Here is a 16,543-nt window from a genome sequence, read left to right as displayed (position 1 = left end):
AAAGCTTACTCCTGTTCAGGATTTCTCAAATAATACCCAACACCACGTCTAGTCACTAACCAACCAGGATGACTTGGGTTGTCTTCTATTTTTTCTCTTAAACGACGAACGGTTACATCAACTGTTCTAACATCTCCAAAATAATCATAACCCCAAACTGTTTGTAGCAAATGCTCACGGGTCATAACTTGACCTAAGTGTCTCGCCAAATAATGTAGCAATTCAAATTCACGATGCGTTAATTCAATCTTTTCGCCTCGTTTTGAGACAATATAAGCATCTGGATGGACTGTCAAAGCTCCAACTTCAATTTCATTATTGTCATCTTCTTCAACAACTGGTGTTGCAGCATTTCCATGACGTCTTAAATTAGCTTTTACACGGGCTACTAATTCACGATTTGAAAAAGGTTTCGTGACATAATCATCAGCTCCTAATTCTAAGCCTAAAACCTTATCGATTTCAGAATCTTTAGCAGTCACCATAATAATCGGCATGTCATAATTTTTACGAACCTCGCGGCAAACTTCTAAGCCATCAATTTTCGGTAACATTAAATCTAATATAATTAAATCCGGTTCTACTTCTGGAACCATTTTTAAGGCTTCTTCGCCATCATATGCTGTACTTACTTCGTAACCTTCTTTAGTTAAGTTAAATTTCACAATGTCTGAGATTGGTTTTTCATCGTCTACGACTAATATTTTTTTCATATTGTAACCCTCCTTGGATTCAATAAAACATTTCTTCCTTTTGATGGATATACTAACTCCATGCTAACCTCCATTATACCTAACGAGTGGCATAAGTGCAAAACTTTTAACATAGCTCTTTATATTGGTGGCTCGTTACAAGCCCAATGCACTAAACACTTCTAAAGAATCGCATAAGCTTCTAATAATTTAATGCTTTCTTTAAGTCTTTTTGGTACGCTAAACAATAAACTTTTTAGGAGCGTAGAATAAATGAAATCACAAAAATCAGCTATAAATATTACAGTAGGCATTCTGGCACAAATTATCATTGTATTACTCGGATTTGTGACGAGAAAAGTCTTTATTGATTATTTAGGCAACGATGCAAACGGGTTAAATAACTATTTCACCAATATTGTAGCTATGCTTAGTTTAGTTGAACTAGGACTCGGAAATAGTTTATTGTTTAGCCTCTACAAACCACTAGCCGAAAAAAATCATGACTTGATTAATCGGCTGTTAAGCGTCTACAAAAAAATCTATTATTGGATTATCGCTATTATTGGTTTTTTAGGCATTATTTTAGCTAGTTTTATGCCGACATTAATTGGTTCTGACTCTGGCTTTAGCAACTCTTACATTATCGCCGTTTTTAGTCTTTTTATTTTGAGTACTATGACTACTTATTTATTTACATACAAACGGCTATTACTGACCGCCAATCAAGATGGTTATTATGCCACACTCGCAGATATTATTTACTCCATCATCAGAGCTCTCTTGCAAATTCTCATTATTATGAAAACACAAAACTTCATTTTATTTTTAGTCGTTGATATCTTCTTACGCTTAATTGAGAATTATGTATTATCACTCTTTATCCAAAAAAAGTATGCCTATTTAAAAACGCTCAAAAATAGTCGCTTAGAACCGGCCTTAAAAGAAACTATTATTGATAATACCAAATCTTTAGCTTTCCATCGAATCGGAACCTTTATCATGACTGGTTTGGATAGTATTTTGATTAATGCTTTTTATAACTTAGGAACGGTCAGCATCTTCTCAAACTACACGCTCATTAGTTCAACTTTACTCAATTTAGTTACGCAGTTTTCGACTGGAATTAGTGCCAGTTTTGGTCTGTTGCTTGCTGAAGGAAAACTGAAACGGCTTTTTGAAACGTATCGAATGGCAAACTTTATCAACTTTATGATTGTTAATTTTTCAGCAGTTACATTGTTGGCTCTGTTTAACCCCTTTATGCAACTCTGGTTAGGCGATAAATTCCTCTTTGATAACTCAATTGTTTTCATTTTGGTTTTAAATTTCACAATTGCTAGTTTAACGACAATTAACGGCTCAATTCGAGGAGCTGCTGGACTATTCAAACCTGATAAGTATCTTCACATCTTCTATGCATTGTTAAAGATTGCCTTCTCTTTACTACTTAATCAGTATTTGGGTTTAATTGGGATTTTTTTAGCAACAACAATTTGTTATCTAATCAAGGATCTAATTGTTTTGCCGATAATTGTATATCGCGGAATTTTCAAAAAAAGTGCTCGAGTCTTTTACCAAGAGTTTTTTGGATATGGATCCGTTATACTAGTCAGTGGACTCTTAATTTCCCTAACGAAACAGTTCATTTATTCTTGGTCTTTAGCCCCATTTAGTGCCTTTTTATGTTTAGCTCTCATGTGTCTAATTATCCCTAATCTCTTGGCAATTTCAGTTTATCATCGGTCACAAAAATATAAAGATTCAAAAGAACTCATTTTCTCAACTCTGTTTAAAAAGAAATCCTAATCGATGGAAAAAGTATTTCCCAGGTTATAATCTAAATAAAAAAACCGCACAAGTTGCACGGCTTTTAGTCATATATTTTTTAATCCGCTTAAACGCTCGATATGAATCGTGATATAGCCTAACTCATCATCTGGTAGGACTACATTAAAATCTTGTTTCATCATTTCTGCTACTTTTAGAGCAATTTGATAACTAGCATGGTAATTCTTTTTTATAATGGCCAAAACTTCTAGATCCATTGTGTGGTATTTTTTAGTATAAAAACGTTCCAGAACAAAGCGCAAATGAGTGACTAAACGTGAATAAGACAAACTCAAGTCAGCTTGGTTAAAATCCAAAACTAGTTCTTCACCAACTACTCGTGCCATTTCAGAGACCATTGTAATCTCACGAATACTTTTTGAATTTCCATACTCTCCTGTTCGAGCGCTATGGATATGGATTGCAATATAAGCTGCTTCATCCAATGTAAAAACACTACCAAACTGAGTCGATAGATATTCAATGGCCCATTCAGCAATTAAAAATTCTTCAGCATATAAAACTTCAATTTCTTTTCTGAGTTTATTACGTACAACAATACCATTTTTTAAACGGTCCATCGCAAAGGCAATATGATCCGCTAAAGCGATATGAATATGTTCATTTAATTTTTCCTTCAACGCGTGTTCTGCATGCTCAATAATGCGCTCTGAAGCAAAGAAATACGACTCATCAATTTGTGACAATAACTGTTGAAAATTTTCTTGCTCATTTTCCATAATAAATAGTTGCTCAATATCATAATCAAATACCAAATCATTTTTCTTCTTATTAAAACCAATCCCTTTGCCGATGGCTACTTTTTCAGTAGTTCCATCGACAACGAGAACAGCATTCTGATTAAATACTTTTTTTATTTTCAATTTTTCATCTGCTCCTTACCATTCAAGGGGGACAAATTGATTAAGCTTTTGAAACAACCATTGCCACTGTTTCACCAGCTACAGCATTTCTACTACCCTTAAAATCATAGTTGTATGCTTCCATATTTCCATTTGTAACGATCACTGGGATAACAATGCTTGGTGCATTAGCGATTAAATACTCACGATCAATTTTCACTAATGGATCGCCTTTTTTCACTGCATCACCAATTTTAACTTTAGCTTCAAAGCCTTTGCCTTGTAAATTAACTGTATCCAACCCTACATGGACTAAAACCTCAACACCTGAATCCGATTGAATCCCGTATGCGTGTAACGTATCTGCTACTTGAACTAATGTCCCACTAATTGGTGAAACAATCACATCTGAAGTCGGATCGATGGCAAAACCTTCGCCCATCATTTTTTCTGCAAACACAGGATCTGGTACTTCTGAAATTGGTAAAACTTTACCATCCGCAACTGCTACTAATTCCTCATAAAGACTTGCCACTGCTTCTTCTTTTTTCTTCTTATTAAAAAATAAACCCATTCTAAAAACTCCCCTCAAATTTTTGACCCTAAAAAAACATGACAAAAGGATTCACTATTTTGAATGATTTTCCACTCACCATAGGGAACGCTCTTATCATGCCTAATTTACTTAGTCACATGAAACTCATTAAGCAGTTATCCTGCTTAATTCTGATTTATGGCTTTATTTTATGCTTTGGGAGAGGAAAAATCAATCTATTTTTAGATTTCTTAATAAAACGTCATAAACTTTAAACCAATTAACACGTTATTTTAACTAAAAGTAGTATAGCATGGTTCACTAAAAGTTCCTTCTAATTTGTCCTTTTTCTATTTAAAATAGCTCGAATTGCTTTTATTCGTTTTTTTCTCTTACTTTTGCTATGATGAGGTCATAAAATAGGTACGTTTCCAATACAATCTTAGACAAGGAGGAAATTTATATGAAAGCAATTGGTTTTACACATTTCGGTGGTCCAGAAGTTTTTGAAGAAATCACGACGAAAGAATTACCTACGTACAAAGAAAATCAAGTTCTAATTAAAACTCTAAAAGCTGGCGTGAATCCCTATGATGCCCTTCTCAGAAGTGGAGAAATGGCTAAATTTAGACCTTTAGCGTTTCCTATCATCCCCGGTACAGATGTCGTGGGAGAAATTATCGCTGTTGGTAATGACGTCACTGATTTTTCAATTGGAGATATCGTTATTGCTAATCCGTCGATTGGAGGATACAGTCAGTATATTGCTATTTCCCATAAGAGAATCATGAAAAAACCAGAAAAAATGAGCCTGTCGATTGCGGCAGGATTTGCTTCTGTTAGCGTAACAGCTTATTGGGCAATTATGGGATTTGCTCCAGTAAAAAAAGGGGCAACTATTATCATTCAAGGTGCCTCTGGTGCTGTAGGAGGCGTCGCTGTCCAAATTGCTAAAGATAATGGCTTGTATGTCATCGGCATCGGCAATAGCCGAAATAAAGAGTATGTACTGAGTTTAGGTGCAGATGAGTTCGTGGCTTATAATGAAGAACACAGTACTAGCACATTAGCAAATAGGGCAGATATTGTCTTAGATGCTTCTTTTGGTGGTAAAGGTGCCCCTTCTGGTTTAGATTTAGTAAAAGATGGCGGCTACTACCTTTCCTTAACTGCAGTTCCCGAGGCTCAACCAGATAAAAATGTTACTATTGTCAGCATCCAAAGAACGAAAGACATGACCACTGGAAAAGCATTAACGTATTTGAGTGACCTTTACCAACGCAAAGAAATTATTATGGAAACAGCTCTTGAATTTCCTTTAACTGCAGTTGGAGCCTCTAAAGCTCATCAAGCGATTGAAACAAAAAAACAAGCCGGAAAAATTATTTTATCTGTTGAAAACAACTGATTTCATTGGTTTTTCAGCACTTTGAAAAATGTTTCATGTGAAGCAATTCCATTTTTATCATAAAAATATTTCGTTTGTTTGGTTTATTATTCTGAAAAATTCATACCTTGCCATCACTAAAAATAAAAACAGAAACCACATCTTGCTTCTATAGCATGAGATGTGGTTTTTAGCTCAATCATTAATTTACTGAATACAGATAGTCTCTTTATTCATCAGCAAAACGTTTACTTAATTTTTCTTTATGTGAAATTAAAATATCTTCTAAAGATATCTCATATTTATTCGCTATAACTAATAAATTTCCTAACACATCGCCTAACTCTTCTTTCAAATTTTCTTTCAGTTCAACATCATTTTGGTCAGCTTCATCTGGACGATCTCGACCAATTTCAATCGCACGAATGGCTCTGGCTACTTCACCAGTCTCTTCAGATAAAAAACCTATCCGAATAAATATATTTAAATCACTCCACCCTCTAGCTAAATAATAGTCACGAACCCAGTCTTGAAATTCAGTAATCTCCATTTTTCATCATCTCCCTTGCCAATCTGATACTTTTAGTATAAACGAGTACACTCATCTGTCTAGCCCAAATTTGGAAATTCAGTCTCAACTTTACGTAAACTTTGTACTTTCAAGTAGTTACATAGTAGAATGAAGATAACTACTATTTTACTTAGACAGGATGTGAAAAAATGTCATATAAACATCTATTAGAAATTCTAATTTTCGCGCTTGATGCTGCCTCTATTTTAATTATTGTTTGGGGTGTTTTACTAGCTTCAAAAGATCTGATTAAGTCTGAATTTAGCCATAAATCACGCCAAGATATCATTCGAAATAACAATATTATCAAAAACCACCTTGGGTCTTATATTCTATTTGGACTTGAAATCTTGATAGCCGCTGATATTATTGAATCTATTTTAAACCCATCTTTCCAAGATTTGATAGTGCTTGCTTCTATTGTAGTGATTCGAACAGCCATTTCCTACTTCTTAACAAAGGAAATTGAAGCCATTAAAGAATAAAATCGAACCTAATGTATGTAAAAAGCGAAAAGAAACTAGTATTCTTTTCGCTTTTTGTATTGTCTAGAACTAATTAAGCAAAAAACTTATAATTAGTACACTCTCTAAATAGTTAACACTAGATATAATCTAAATGGCGGAAGCCCTGTTATCAAAATATCTATCAATTCCTCCTAAAATTTAGTCTTTAGGATAAACAAAATCATACCAAGCCCATTGATCATCGCCGTCTGGTGACCCTAACTGAAACTCTGCTTCTGGAATATCTAAAGAAATTAATTTTTTATCCACTGCAGAAGATAATTCAGTTGGTTTATCTGTAAACATAATTAAGTCTTGTGTACCTTCTTGGCTAAGTAAACTTACGGCTAATCTACCATGCTTATCGATTACTGGTAAAATTGCTTGTTCAATTGTTTCTAAACGTGCTAACTCAGCTTCTGTTGGAAACCCATTCTCCTCTTTAGCTAAAACTTGCAACGTTAATACAACACACAAAGGAAATTCATTTGCCCATCCTTGCTCTTTTGCAGTCATATTTATGCGCACCAATGTTGAAAAACCATCAATTTTTGCCATATAAACTTTCCAATTATCTAGTACCATTTTACATTCTCCTTTTATTCACTATTTTGTCTATCTATCATAGCATAAATTTAAAAAATACGATGCTTTAAAACAATATTGTTTATTTATAAATAACATAAACAAGACATCTATCAATCGGAGCTGTATTTACCTAAAATCAAACAAGTTACCTATACCATTATCTAAAAATAACAAATTAACCATTGCTTATTTAAAGAAAGTAAACTATAATCATTTTAACTATTTTCACAGAATAGTGACTATTTTAATTTAAAGGAGCGAGACCGAATGCTTTTTCACACTATCCACGAACTAATTGGACAAACACCATTGCTTGAAATCCAAGGCTTTACTTTGCCTCAGGGAACAAAAATTTTTGCCAAGCTTGAATTGTGCAATCCAGGTGGTAGCGTTAAAGATCGACTCGGAGTAAAATTACTAGAAACGGCCTTTGCAGAAGGAGCTATCAATGGAGATTCAACTATCATTGAACCAACTGCTGGCAATACTGGGATTGGTTTAGCTCTAGCGGCTCAACAATATGGCCTAAAAGTCATTTTTGTTGTTCCTGAAAAATTTAGTTTAGAAAAACAAGTTTTAATGCAGGCTTTAGGTGCGACACTAGTTCACACACCCACTGAAGCTGGGATTACTGGCGCGATTGAAAAAGCTCGGGAATTAGCTCAGACAATACCCAACAGTTTTGTGCCAATGCAATTTGAAAATCCAAATAACCCCTTAACTTATTATGAAACATTGGGGCCAGAGTTGCTGCAAGATCACCCAGAACCCTTCACTTCATTTGTGGCTGGGGCAGGTAGTGGTGGAACATTTGCTGGAACAGCTCGTTATTTGAAAGAACAACAACCCACAATCCGAACGTGTATTGTGGAACCTGAGGGCTCTATTTTAAATGGTGGACCTGCTCATGGACATGATACGGAGGGGATTGGAATGGAATTTATACCAAAATTTCTTGATACAACTCTATTTGATGAAATTTATACCATCTCTGATGATGATGCTTTTTATTATGTAAAAGAACTTGCCAAACGTACAGGGCTTTTTATCGGTAGCTCCAGTGGAGCTGCGTTCGCAGCCTGTCTGAAAGAGGCGGCTTTATTGCCTGCCGGAAGTCACATTGTGACCATTTTTCCAGATAGCAGCGAGCGTTATATGAGTCAAAAAATATATCGATAGGAGGGTTTCTCATGAAAATGAAAACCAAGTTAATCCACGGTGGAATTAGCCGTGACAGTCATACAGGAGCGTTAAGTGTTCCAATTTACCAAGTCTCAACCTACGCACAAGAAAAGGTAGGTAAGCATAAAGGCTATGAGTATTCTCGCTCAGGCAATCCAACCCGTTTTGCTTTGGAGGAACTAATTGCTGACTTAGAGGAAGGAACACGCGGCTTTGCTTTTGGCTCTGGATTAGCTGCCATTCATACAGTGTTTTCTTTATTTGGACAAGGAGACCATGTGATTTTAGGTGATGATGTTTATGGTGGAACATACCGCTTATTAAATTCCGTTATGAAAAAACAAGGCCTAACATTCACAATTGTTGATACCAGCAATCCAGAAGAAATTATTGCTGCTATTAAACCTACTACAAAAGCCGTTTATTTGGAATCACCTAGTAATCCGCTATTAAAGATTTCAGATATCGCCTTGATTGCCCGTCTAGCTAAAGAAAATAACCTATTAACAATTGTAGATAATACTTTTGCTACTCCGTACTTCCAACAACCTTTAGTTCTAGGTGCCGATATCGTCGTTCACAGTGGAACAAAATATTTAGGTGGTCATAGCGATGTTGTGGCTGGATTAGCGACAACAAATAATGAGGCTATAGCAGATGAGATTGGTTTCTTGCAAAATGCAATTGGCGGTGTCCTAGGACCTCAAGATAGCTGGTTGCTCCAACGTGGTATTAAAACACTTGGTATTCGGATGGAAGAATTAGCTGCAAATGCCTTATTAGTTGCGCAACTCTTAGAAAAACATCCTAGTGTAGCAAGGGTTTATTATCATGGTTTGCCTACTCATAAAGGGCATGAAATTGCCAAGAAACAAATGACTGGGTACAGCGGAATTGTTTCCTTTGAATTAAATCCTGGACTTTCAGCTGAGACCTTTGTTGAAAGTCTCCAACTTTTCACTCTTGCCGAAAGCCTAGGTGCTGTTGAAAGTTTAGCTGAGATTCCAGCTTTAATGACCCATGCTTCTATCCCAGCCGATCTTCGTCTAAAAGCTGGAATTAAAGACGAACTGATTCGTTTATCTGTTGGTTTAGAAGATAGTGAAGATCTAATTGCTGATTTAGAGCAAGCTCTTTTGCTTGCTAGTAAGTAGGTCAAGACTATGGGTAGAGAATTTTTAGATGTGTTTTCAGAATGGGCGAATGACTACGATACATTTGTCGAAGGGCAAGACCCCGCCTATCAACCTGTTTTCAAAGACTATTCACTTATTTTAGATACTATTGTCACTAAAAGTGGCTCTTCTGTTTTAGAATTTGGTATTGGGACAGCTAACTTAACTTTGCGTTTGCTAGCAGCTGGTAAGTCGGTTTTTCCAATTGAACCCTCTCCTGAGATGCGCCAATTAGCCAAAGCTAAACTGCCAGCAGAAATTGTTGTTTACGATGGGGATCTTGAAACCTATCCTCGTCCAGCCATGCCGATCGATACGATTGTCAGCTCATATGTCTTTCATCATTTAACAGATGTTGAAAAGGCCGAGGCTTTAAAAGATTATGCCACACTCTTGCCAAAAAATGGTAAACTTGTATTTGCAGATACCATGTTCCAGACGAAAAAAGCTTTAGACGAAAAAGTTCAATATGCTCTTGAAAAAAATTATGCTGATTTAGCCGCTGATTTAGTTCGTGAATATTACCCACTAATTCCGACCATGGAAGAGGCTTTTCGTACTGCTGGATTCACAGCAAACTTTATCCAAATGAATGATTATGTCTGGATCGTTGAAGCAACTAAAATTTAATTATTGGAGGTTCGAAACGTGGAAAAAATGAACGTTGAAAGTTTTAATTTAGATCACACGAAAGTAAAAGCACCTTATGTTCGCTTAGCTGGTCGTAAAGATGGTGAAAATGGCGATGTCATTTTAAAATATGATGTTCGTTTTAAACAACCGAATAAAGAGCATATGGAAATGAAAAGTCTCCATTCTTTAGAGCATTTAACAGCTGAACTGATTCGTAACCATGCAGATTATGTAGTGGATTGGAGTCCAATGGGTTGCCAAACTGGTTTTTATTTAACAGTGATTAATCATGATAACTATGATGATATCTTATCTGTTTTAGAAGCGACTATGAAAGATGTTTTAGTAGCAACTGAAGTTCCTGCAAGTAATGAGGTTCAATGCGGTTGGGCTGCTAGTCATACTCTCGAAGGTGCTCAGCAATTAGCAACTGAATTTTTAGCTAAACGCGATGAATGGTCAGAAGTCTTTTAAAAAATAAAAAAGAGCCTAGGATATCAAGTAGATACATTTATCTACTTAGTTCTAGGCTCGCTTTTTTATTTATCAATCATTTTTACATAATAACTAAAAAGATTCCTGCTGCTATGATCGCACCTAACACTGGGCCAACAACGGGTACCCATGAATAGCTCCAATCAGAATCGCCTTTATTAGCAATTGGTAGAATTTGATGTGCAATTCTTGGTCCTAAGTCACGAGCAGGATTGATAGCATACCCTGTTGCGCCACCTAAAGATAAACCAATGGAAACAATTAAGACACCGACTACTAAAGGATTCATTCCATCGGCAAATGTATGTTGAGAGAATGACAACAAGCCTAAAACCAGGACAATTGTGCCGATCATTTCTGTAAGAACATTTGCAGGATAATTTCTAATCGCTGGACCCGTTGCAAAAGTTCCTAAAATAGCACCTTTATCTTCTGTCGCTTGCCAATGATCCAAGTACGTTAACCAAACTAGCGTAGCGCCTATAACCCCACCAGCTACCTGAGCTAGAATAAACGGTACGACCAAACTCCAACTAAAGTTACCAGCAATCGCCATCGCAATTGTAACAGCTGGATTTAAATGAGCTGGTCCCATAAAACCTGCAACATAAACCGCAATCGTAACCGCCGCACCCCAACCTAATGCAATAACAATCCAACCTGAAGCTTCCGCTTTACTTTTCTTCAAGTTAACCGCCGCGCAAACACCATCACCTAATAAAACCAAGATCAACGTACCTAAAAACTCACTAAAAATCTGTAATGTATCTCCACTCATCTCTATCGCTCCTTATATAAAAAGTTTGTTGAGCCGGTTAGGCCTGGCAGAAAAATAGAAAATTCCAAGAAAAGTGGCTCTTTACTTTTTTGGGAATTTATCTTTTTTCCGAAGGACTGGCTCACAAGAACTAGCCTTGATAAAAAGTTTGTTGAGCCGGTTAGCTCTGGCAAGAAAATAGGAAAAATTGATAGGACGCTTTTTGTCCTCTCGAATTTTTATCTTTTTCTCGAAGAGTTGGCTCATAAGAACTAGCCTTTTTTCAATTCAATTAAATCTGATTCATTGATGACTTGAGCCAATTCATTGATATAGTTTGATTTTTCTTCTTCAGACCAATTTAGTCTTTCTGCCATTACATCAACAACTGGTTTTTTAATTTCATCCAAACTATCACGCATAAAGAGCATATGATTCGTCCGACGCACTAAGAAATCAGCTGGTGTCAAGGTCATTTCTTCGTTGAGAGCATAGTCCAGACTCAAGCTTTCACCTAAACTCAGACCTGGAAAGGCTTTCAATTTATCGATATTTGCAAATAATGCCGTTACATTGCTGCCATACAAGTCAGCTAAATAAATTGCCTCTTCTTTCGATAAACCTTTTTCTATTCCTTCTTTAGCTAAAGTCTCTAACGTCTCTTCTACCTTCCCAGGATCCATTTTTCCTCCTGAAATTTGATAGGTTTTAGAATCAATCAGTGTAAATACTTTGTGGAATTCTGCTTCTAATGTTTTTTGAATGAGCTGCATCGCACCTTCTGCCATTTTTCGATAATCTGTAATTTTCCCACCTGAAAGTGTAATCAAACCATCTTCTTCCCTTGTTAAATCACTACCACGAGAAACGGTTGAAGGCGTTGTAGCACTTTCTGCCAAGCTGCTTTCTAAGTTATTTAAAACATCTTCCACAGCAAAACGGTCAACTTCTTTATTTTGATATTTTGTGACTACATCAATCACTTGAGAAAAACTGTTATCTGAAAGCTTGCCATTGTCCCCACCATTATAATCCGATCCGCCATTTGTTGAAATTAACGGGCGCAAACCAACCCAGCTTGATTCAATATCAGCTAATGTTATTTTTGCAGATGGATAACGATAATTTATACATTCCAGTAAATAATCCACATCCGCTTGCTCAACAGTTGGTTGTGCATAATCTCCTTGGTAATCTGTATCTGTTGTTCCAAAATAAGTTTTATTTTCTCTTGGAACAACAAAGAACATCCGACCATCATTTTTTCCAGTATCTAGATAAGTTGGTTGAGGTACAGTTAATCTACTGCTATCAATAACTAAATGAACCCCTTTTGTTGGTCGAATTTGTGGAGTGATTTTTTTCGATTGATCTAATTCACGGACTTTATCCACCCAAGGACCACTGGTATTAATCACCAAGTTAGCATGTATATCAAAAATCTCATCCGTTAATAAATCTTGTGCTTTAACCCCATTAACATTACCTGATTCATTATAAAGAAATCCAATAGCTTTAACTCGACTAAGCATTGCACCGCCATCTGCAGCAGCTTGCTTAATATTTTCAATAACCAATCGAGCATCATTATTTTTAAAATCTAAATAGACACCACCACCGAGTAAACCTTCTTTTTTCAAATAAGGTTCTCTTTCCAAAACTTCATCTGCCGTTAGCGTATAGTTCGCATATTTACTACCCGTAACATTAGCTAGCTGATCATATAGATCCATGGCAATCTTGACTGAAAACATATTGAAGGTTGAGCTTGCTTCATTATAGATAGGCAATAACATCGGTGCTGGTTTAGGAATGTGTGGTGCAATGCCTTGGACAACTGCCCGCTCCGTCACCGTATCTGAAACAACTTCAACATCAAAGTTCTTCAAATAGCGAATGCCTCCATGCACCAACTTAGTTGATCTAGAAGAAGTTCCTTCCGCAAAATCTTGCATTTCAATTAAACCTGTCTGCATACTGGATGCACTGGCTTGGACTGCGACACCCGCGCCAGTGATTCCTCCTCCGATAATCAATACATCTAACTGTTTCGTTTTTAAATCTTTAACTATCTTTTGTCGTGTTTCATTAGAAAAAGCCATAATGATGAGTTCACCCTTTCATCAGCATACGTCTATTTTGAGGTATGCTTAAACATTTGAGTAGCTGCGACTGCTTGTTGCCAACCTTCATATAAATTTTCACGTTTTTCAGCTGGCATTGTTGGTTCAAAGATTTCGCCTTCTTCATAAAATTCTTTTAGTTCATCTAAATCTTTCCAAAAACCAACGGCTAAACCAGCTAAGAATGCTGCACCTAAAGCTGTTGTTTCTAGATTGCTTGCTCTTTGTACAGCTGTATCTAAAATATCTGCTTGGAATTGCATTAAATAATTATTATTCGCTGCACCCCCATCCACTTTTAATAGTGGAATATCAATGCCTGTATCATGTTGCATCGTAGAAATAACATCTCTAGCTTGATAGGCAATCGACTGTAATGTCGCTTTAACAAAATCTTCTCGAGTTGTACCACGAGTGATACCAAAGATTGCTCCACGAGCAGCAGAATCCCAATATGGAGCACCTAAACCAGTGAAAGCAGGTACCACGAAAATATCATCTGCACTTGTTGATTCCATTGCAATTTTCTCAGTATCAGCTGCACTTTGAATCATCTTCAATCCATCTCGCAACCATTGAATTGCCGAACCAGTTACAAATATACTTCCTTCAATTGCGTAATACACTTTTCCATTAATTCCATACCCAATTGTAGTTAATAAATTATTTTTAGAAAGGGTTGGTACTTCACCAGTATTCATAACAATAAATGAACCTGTGCCATACGTATTTTTAACCATTCCAGGTTCAAAAGCCATTTGACCAAATAATGCAGCTTGTTGATCTCCTGCCATACCTGAAATTGGAACTTCACTTCCATAAAAATGAAAGTTTTTCGTATACCCGTATATCTCAGAATTTGAACAAGCTTTTGGTAACATGACTTTTGGAATATTTAATAAGTCTAGTATCTCTTGATCCCACTCTAAATCATGAATGTTAAACATCATGGTTCTACTAGCATTCGAGTAATCTGTTACATGTGATCCTCCATCTGTTAGTTTCCAAACTAGCCATGTATCTATTGTTCCAAAAAGTAATTCGCCTTTTTCAGCACGTTCTTGTGCGCCTTCAACATGGTCCAAAATCCAGCGAATCTTCGTAGCTGAAAAATAAGCATCTATAATTAATCCTGTTTTTTTGTGGAAGAAATCTGCATATCCATCTGCTTTTAGCTGATCTGCAATCGGAGAAGATTGACGAGATTGCCAAACCACAGCGTTATGAATCGGTAGGCCGGTTTTTTTATCCCAAATGACAGTAGTTTCACGTTGATTTGTAATCCCGATACCTGCAATTTGTTCTGGTCGAATACCTGACTCGATAAATGCTCCAGCAATTACTGACTGTACAGAATTCCAGATTTCATTGGCATTGTGCTCTACCCAACCATCATTTGGAAAATATTGAGTAAATTCTTTTTGGGAATTTCCCACATTTTTACCGTGCTTATCAAATATAATCGCTCTCGAACTTGTAGTCCCTTGGTCAATCGACATAATGTACTTAGCTTCTGTCATTTTAAATTACCTCCCATTATTTGAAACCGTTTTCTTTACATGACTATCATAATCAATTTTTCCCCAACAAAACTCCCAATTTTTTTTAAAAGAGAATCATTTTTTGAAAGTTTTCGCTAGAAATCCTATTATACATACAACTGGGACTAAAAAAATACTATTAGAATCAAGAGTTAAATTCTTGATTTAACAGTATTTATTTAATCATTCTCACTTTTTCAGATTTTCAACTCATTAATTCGAGACTTGATTTGCTTCAAATCATAACTAGAAAAGAAGTCCGAGGTGACATAAATTTCTGTCCCTTTCGGATACTCCGAAAAAGCTAAATTATTTGTAATTACTAAATCATAATTACGTTGTTTTTTATATTCTTCTACCGTAATCCCCGTTACATTTTTTAAATTCAATTCTAGCATCTGTGTTAAAATCTCCGTGTGCATCTCCATTAAATTTAAATCAATGCCAATATGCAATTCTTTTGAGATCTTAAAATCCACAATTGATAGCACACTGGAGTATTCTAGTAACGTCAATCCCTGTAGTGTATTCAAACTGGTGGCTTTCTGATTGAAATTAGCCAAAGCTGTCGTTAATAACTCTTCAGACAGGTTTTTTAAATTTTTTCTCCAAACTTTACTTTCTTGCGCCAAAAAATCTTCTCGGTCATAAATTTCAAGTGCTCCCTCAAAAAAATACAAAGTACCATTAATTTGCGAGAGATAATAACTAATTTTTCTTTCCAATGCGAGACTAGGCTTAACGGGTAAATAGTAGTGGAGCACCGTTTCTCTCAAAAGTGTATCGACTAAAGCCGTCGGAGTTCGACGACTCCGAATTAAATCATAATTAATAAAATCCTTCTCAGATAAAATTGATTGGGTTGTTAAAAAGATAAAATGGAGCATGCTCTCTTCTTCTCCCACTTCAATAGAATAACGACTAAAGTAAAGTAAAATCAACTGTCTTACTTGCTTATAAAGCCGATCATTTTCATAAAGCTTTAATTTTTTCTGACTATTTTTATAGATTTTTTCAGATATATTCGCTCGTTTTTTACTAATTGCAAACCACAAATGAACTCTAATTCGGCTAAAATCACTAATTTTTATGTCTAATTCTTTTTCAAAGCCATTGATTAAATTATGGATTTGGGCAGGTAATACCGTTTCTTGAAATTTTTCATTAGGTGTCACGAGCCAATACAGCTGGAAATAAAAATAACGTATTTGCAATTCCTCTCCATGAAGGCTTCCATTCTTGATTTGAATATTGAATTCTTTAAGTAGGTCATTGCTCTCTTTTATTTTTCGAAACAAAGAAGATTCACTAATCGATAAATCATTGGTAATTTTAACAGCCGTAAATTTTTGATGTTTAAAAGCATAATCTATTAATTGGAATTTAAGTGATCGTTTTACATAATCAGTATAGACCGTCACGATAGAAAAATGATTGCTCACAAATAGTTCAATTTTAGAACCATCTGATTTCACACGACAATCGCCTTTATATTCAGACAAATACGACTCTAATTCTTCCAAATAACTCTCTAATGATGCTTTCGAAATTCCTAAATAGTTACGTAGATCCTCATAAGAAATCTTGCCATTCTCCAGAACTAATTTTTTCAAAATAGCAATTTGTAATCCTTCTTTTTTTTCTAAAAAATCCTCAATCCTCATC

The 16,543-nt window shown here is 35.7% G+C and carries 16 protein-coding genes; 7 read left to right on the top strand and 9 right to left on the bottom strand.

Annotated features, from left to right (window positions below; translation table 11 throughout):
- Window positions 1-5 precede the first annotated feature (5 nt).
- Window positions 6-713 (bottom strand): response regulator YycF, encoded by a 708-nt coding sequence (gene yycF, locus MHI00_RS00300; RefSeq protein WP_010052454.1) that lies wholly within the window; start codon window positions 711-713, stop codon window positions 6-8.
- Between the two features lie 252 nt (window positions 714-965).
- Between yycF and MHI00_RS00295 the strand changes: the two genes are divergently transcribed.
- Complete coding sequence (locus MHI00_RS00295; RefSeq protein WP_119907008.1) at window positions 966-2,501, top strand: lipopolysaccharide biosynthesis protein; 1,536 nt, start codon at window positions 966-968, stop codon at window positions 2,499-2,501.
- A 68-nt stretch (window positions 2,502-2,569) separates the two neighbouring features.
- Here MHI00_RS00295 and MHI00_RS00290 read toward each other — a convergent pair whose 3' ends face one another.
- Together MHI00_RS00290 and MHI00_RS00285 are read right to left on the bottom strand one after the other, a co-directional pair.
- The gene (locus MHI00_RS00290) at window positions 2,570-3,406 is read right to left on the bottom strand and encodes a PRD domain-containing protein (RefSeq protein ID WP_010052451.1); all 837 of its coding nucleotides are present in this window, start codon (window positions 3,404-3,406) and stop codon (window positions 2,570-2,572) included.
- Window positions 3,407-3,446: 40 nt separating this feature from the next.
- Window positions 3,447-3,959 (bottom strand): PTS sugar transporter subunit IIA, encoded by a 513-nt coding sequence (locus tag MHI00_RS00285; RefSeq protein ID WP_010052448.1) that lies wholly within the window; start codon window positions 3,957-3,959, stop codon window positions 3,447-3,449.
- A gap of 424 nt (window positions 3,960-4,383) precedes the next feature.
- On the opposite strand from MHI00_RS00285, the gene MHI00_RS00280 reads away from it, so the two are divergent.
- Window positions 4,384-5,328: an NADP-dependent oxidoreductase gene (locus tag MHI00_RS00280; protein ID WP_332489759.1), complete on the top strand. Its 945-nt coding sequence runs from the start codon at window positions 4,384-4,386 to the stop codon at window positions 5,326-5,328.
- Between the two features lie 208 nt (window positions 5,329-5,536).
- Here MHI00_RS00280 and MHI00_RS00275 read toward each other — a convergent pair whose 3' ends face one another.
- A complete protein-coding gene (locus tag MHI00_RS00275) occupies window positions 5,537-5,857 on the bottom strand; it encodes a MazG nucleotide pyrophosphohydrolase domain-containing protein (protein WP_010052445.1) in 321 nt (106 codons plus the stop codon).
- A gap of 170 nt (window positions 5,858-6,027) precedes the next feature.
- Between MHI00_RS00275 and MHI00_RS00270 the strand changes: the two genes are divergently transcribed.
- Window positions 6,028-6,363, top strand: a complete 336-nt coding sequence (locus tag MHI00_RS00270; protein ID WP_010052444.1) for a DUF1622 domain-containing protein — start codon at window positions 6,028-6,030, stop codon at window positions 6,361-6,363.
- Window positions 6,364-6,543: 180 nt separating this feature from the next.
- Here MHI00_RS00270 and MHI00_RS00265 read toward each other — a convergent pair whose 3' ends face one another.
- Window positions 6,544-6,969 (bottom strand): DUF695 domain-containing protein, encoded by a 426-nt coding sequence (locus tag MHI00_RS00265; protein ID WP_341110007.1) that lies wholly within the window; start codon window positions 6,967-6,969, stop codon window positions 6,544-6,546.
- Between the two features lie 270 nt (window positions 6,970-7,239).
- On the opposite strand from MHI00_RS00265, the gene MHI00_RS00260 reads away from it, so the two are divergent.
- The 4 genes from MHI00_RS00260 to MHI00_RS00245 are packed head-to-tail and all read left to right on the top strand — an operon-like array spanning window position 7,240 to window position 10,436.
- The gene (locus MHI00_RS00260) at window positions 7,240-8,151 is read left to right on the top strand and encodes a PLP-dependent cysteine synthase family protein (protein WP_010052442.1); all 912 of its coding nucleotides are present in this window, start codon (window positions 7,240-7,242) and stop codon (window positions 8,149-8,151) included.
- A gap of 11 nt (window positions 8,152-8,162) precedes the next feature.
- Window positions 8,163-9,308: a cystathionine gamma-synthase gene (locus MHI00_RS00255; protein ID WP_015075124.1), complete on the top strand. Its 1,146-nt coding sequence runs from the start codon at window positions 8,163-8,165 to the stop codon at window positions 9,306-9,308.
- Window positions 9,309-9,317: 9 nt separating this feature from the next.
- Window positions 9,318-9,959: a class I SAM-dependent methyltransferase gene (locus tag MHI00_RS00250; protein ID WP_035064888.1), complete on the top strand. Its 642-nt coding sequence runs from the start codon at window positions 9,318-9,320 to the stop codon at window positions 9,957-9,959.
- A 27-nt stretch (window positions 9,960-9,986) separates the two neighbouring features.
- Complete coding sequence (locus MHI00_RS00245; protein WP_033257385.1) at window positions 9,987-10,436, top strand: S-ribosylhomocysteine lyase; 450 nt, start codon at window positions 9,987-9,989, stop codon at window positions 10,434-10,436.
- 82 nt (window positions 10,437-10,518) lie between these two features.
- Here the strand turns inward: MHI00_RS00245 and MHI00_RS00240 are convergent, their stop codons facing one another.
- The 4 genes from MHI00_RS00240 to MHI00_RS00225 all read right to left on the bottom strand — a co-directional run bounded on the left by MHI00_RS00240 (window position 10,519) and on the right by MHI00_RS00225 (window position 16,542).
- Window positions 10,519-11,235 (bottom strand): MIP/aquaporin family protein, encoded by a 717-nt coding sequence (locus MHI00_RS00240; RefSeq protein ID WP_010052433.1) that lies wholly within the window; start codon window positions 11,233-11,235, stop codon window positions 10,519-10,521.
- Between the two features lie 251 nt (window positions 11,236-11,486).
- Complete coding sequence (gene glpO, locus MHI00_RS00235) at window positions 11,487-13,316, bottom strand: type 1 glycerol-3-phosphate oxidase (RefSeq protein WP_341110000.1); 1,830 nt, start codon at window positions 13,314-13,316, stop codon at window positions 11,487-11,489.
- A 32-nt stretch (window positions 13,317-13,348) separates the two neighbouring features.
- On the bottom strand, window positions 13,349-14,857 hold the full coding sequence (gene glpK, locus MHI00_RS00230; protein ID WP_010052430.1) for a glycerol kinase GlpK: 1,509 nt from the start codon (window positions 14,855-14,857) through the stop codon (window positions 13,349-13,351).
- Window positions 14,858-15,075: 218 nt separating this feature from the next.
- Complete coding sequence (locus MHI00_RS00225) at window positions 15,076-16,542, bottom strand: helix-turn-helix domain-containing protein (RefSeq protein WP_341109998.1); 1,467 nt, start codon at window positions 16,540-16,542, stop codon at window positions 15,076-15,078.
- Window position 16,543: the final 1 nt, after the last annotated feature.

It is taken from the genome of Carnobacterium sp. FSL E2-0243 (assembly GCF_038003605.1).
GTDB lineage: Bacteria > Bacillota > Bacilli > Lactobacillales > Carnobacteriaceae > Carnobacterium > Carnobacterium maltaromaticum.
The sequence above is the reverse complement of the archived record's forward strand: the minus strand, read 5'-3'. Positions and strand labels throughout refer to the sequence as shown.

Coding starts and splice junctions, on each gene's coding strand:
- yycF (WP_010052454.1), bottom strand. CDS start 713: ATGAAAAAAATATTAGTCGTAGACGATGAAAAACCAATCTCAGACATT.
- MHI00_RS00295 (WP_119907008.1), top strand. CDS start 966: ATGAAATCACAAAAATCAGCTATAAATATTACAGTAGGCATTCTGGCA.
- MHI00_RS00285 (WP_010052448.1), bottom strand. CDS start 3,959: ATGGGTTTATTTTTTAATAAGAAGAAAAAAGAAGAAGCAGTGGCAAGT.
- MHI00_RS00280 (WP_332489759.1), top strand. CDS start 4,384: ATGAAAGCAATTGGTTTTACACATTTCGGTGGTCCAGAAGTTTTTGAA.
- MHI00_RS00275 (WP_010052445.1), bottom strand. CDS start 5,857: ATGGAGATTACTGAATTTCAAGACTGGGTTCGTGACTATTATTTAGCT.
- MHI00_RS00270 (WP_010052444.1), top strand. CDS start 6,028: ATGTCATATAAACATCTATTAGAAATTCTAATTTTCGCGCTTGATGCT.
- MHI00_RS00265 (WP_341110007.1), bottom strand. CDS start 6,969: ATGGTACTAGATAATTGGAAAGTTTATATGGCAAAAATTGATGGTTTT.
- MHI00_RS00260 (WP_010052442.1), top strand. CDS start 7,240: ATGCTTTTTCACACTATCCACGAACTAATTGGACAAACACCATTGCTT.
- MHI00_RS00255 (WP_015075124.1), top strand. CDS start 8,163: ATGAAAATGAAAACCAAGTTAATCCACGGTGGAATTAGCCGTGACAGT.
- MHI00_RS00250 (WP_035064888.1), top strand. CDS start 9,318: ATGGGTAGAGAATTTTTAGATGTGTTTTCAGAATGGGCGAATGACTAC.
- MHI00_RS00245 (WP_033257385.1), top strand. CDS start 9,987: ATGAACGTTGAAAGTTTTAATTTAGATCACACGAAAGTAAAAGCACCT.
- MHI00_RS00240 (WP_010052433.1), bottom strand. CDS start 11,235: ATGAGTGGAGATACATTACAGATTTTTAGTGAGTTTTTAGGTACGTTG.
- glpO (WP_341110000.1), bottom strand. CDS start 13,316: ATGGCTTTTTCTAATGAAACACGACAAAAGATAGTTAAAGATTTAAAA.
- glpK (WP_010052430.1), bottom strand. CDS start 14,857: ATGACAGAAGCTAAGTACATTATGTCGATTGACCAAGGGACTACAAGT.
- MHI00_RS00225 (WP_341109998.1), bottom strand. CDS start 16,542: ATGAGGATTGAGGATTTTTTAGAAAAAAAAGAAGGATTACAAATTGCT.